The sequence below is a fragment of the Streptomyces malaysiense genome (assembly GCF_000980885.2).
Classification (GTDB): Bacteria; Actinomycetota; Actinomycetes; order Streptomycetales; family Streptomycetaceae; genus Streptomyces; species Streptomyces malaysiense.
This window is the reverse complement of sequence record NZ_LBDA02000198.1, coordinates 1-518: the sequence shown is the minus strand read 5'-3', so window position 1 is coordinate 518 and position 518 is coordinate 1. Positions and strand designations below refer to the sequence as shown.

1 protein-coding gene is annotated in these 518 nt (G+C 72.2%); it reads left to right on the top strand.

What is annotated here, in order from left to right:
* On the top strand, window positions 1-518 hold a 518-nt coding region (locus VT52_RS34890), incomplete at both ends, for a condensation domain-containing protein (protein ID WP_240510043.1).

The window sequence follows — 518 nt, the reverse complement described above, 5'->3', positions numbered from 1 at the left end:
GACGAGAGCACCGACGTCTACACCTCCCAACTCGCCCTCGACCTGACGGGTCCTGTCGATGCCGACCGGCTCCGGGAAGCGGCGCGCGCCATGCTGGACCAGCACGCGAACCTGCGTGCCGGATTCCGCCAGACCCCCGACGGCCGCTGGCTGCAAGTGGTCCCCGGGCCGGTGCCGATGCCCTTCCGCACCGTGGACGTGTCGTCCTTCGGCGCTCCGGAGGACGAAGCGCGAGCCATAGCGGAACACGAACGCGCCGTCCCCTTCGACCTCCGGCGTCCTCCGCTGCTGCGGTGGGTGCTGGTGCGGCTGGGCGAGGACCGGCACCGGCTGATCCTGACCAACCACCACATCCTGCTGGACGGCTGGTCGATGCCCGTCCTGTTCACGCAGATGTTCGCCCACTACCGGCGGGCGATCGGCGTCGCGGACCCCGTGCCCGGGATCGCCGTGCCCGCGCCGTACCGCGACTACCTGTCCTGGCTGGCGGGTGCGGACCGGGAGGCGGCCGAGGCGGC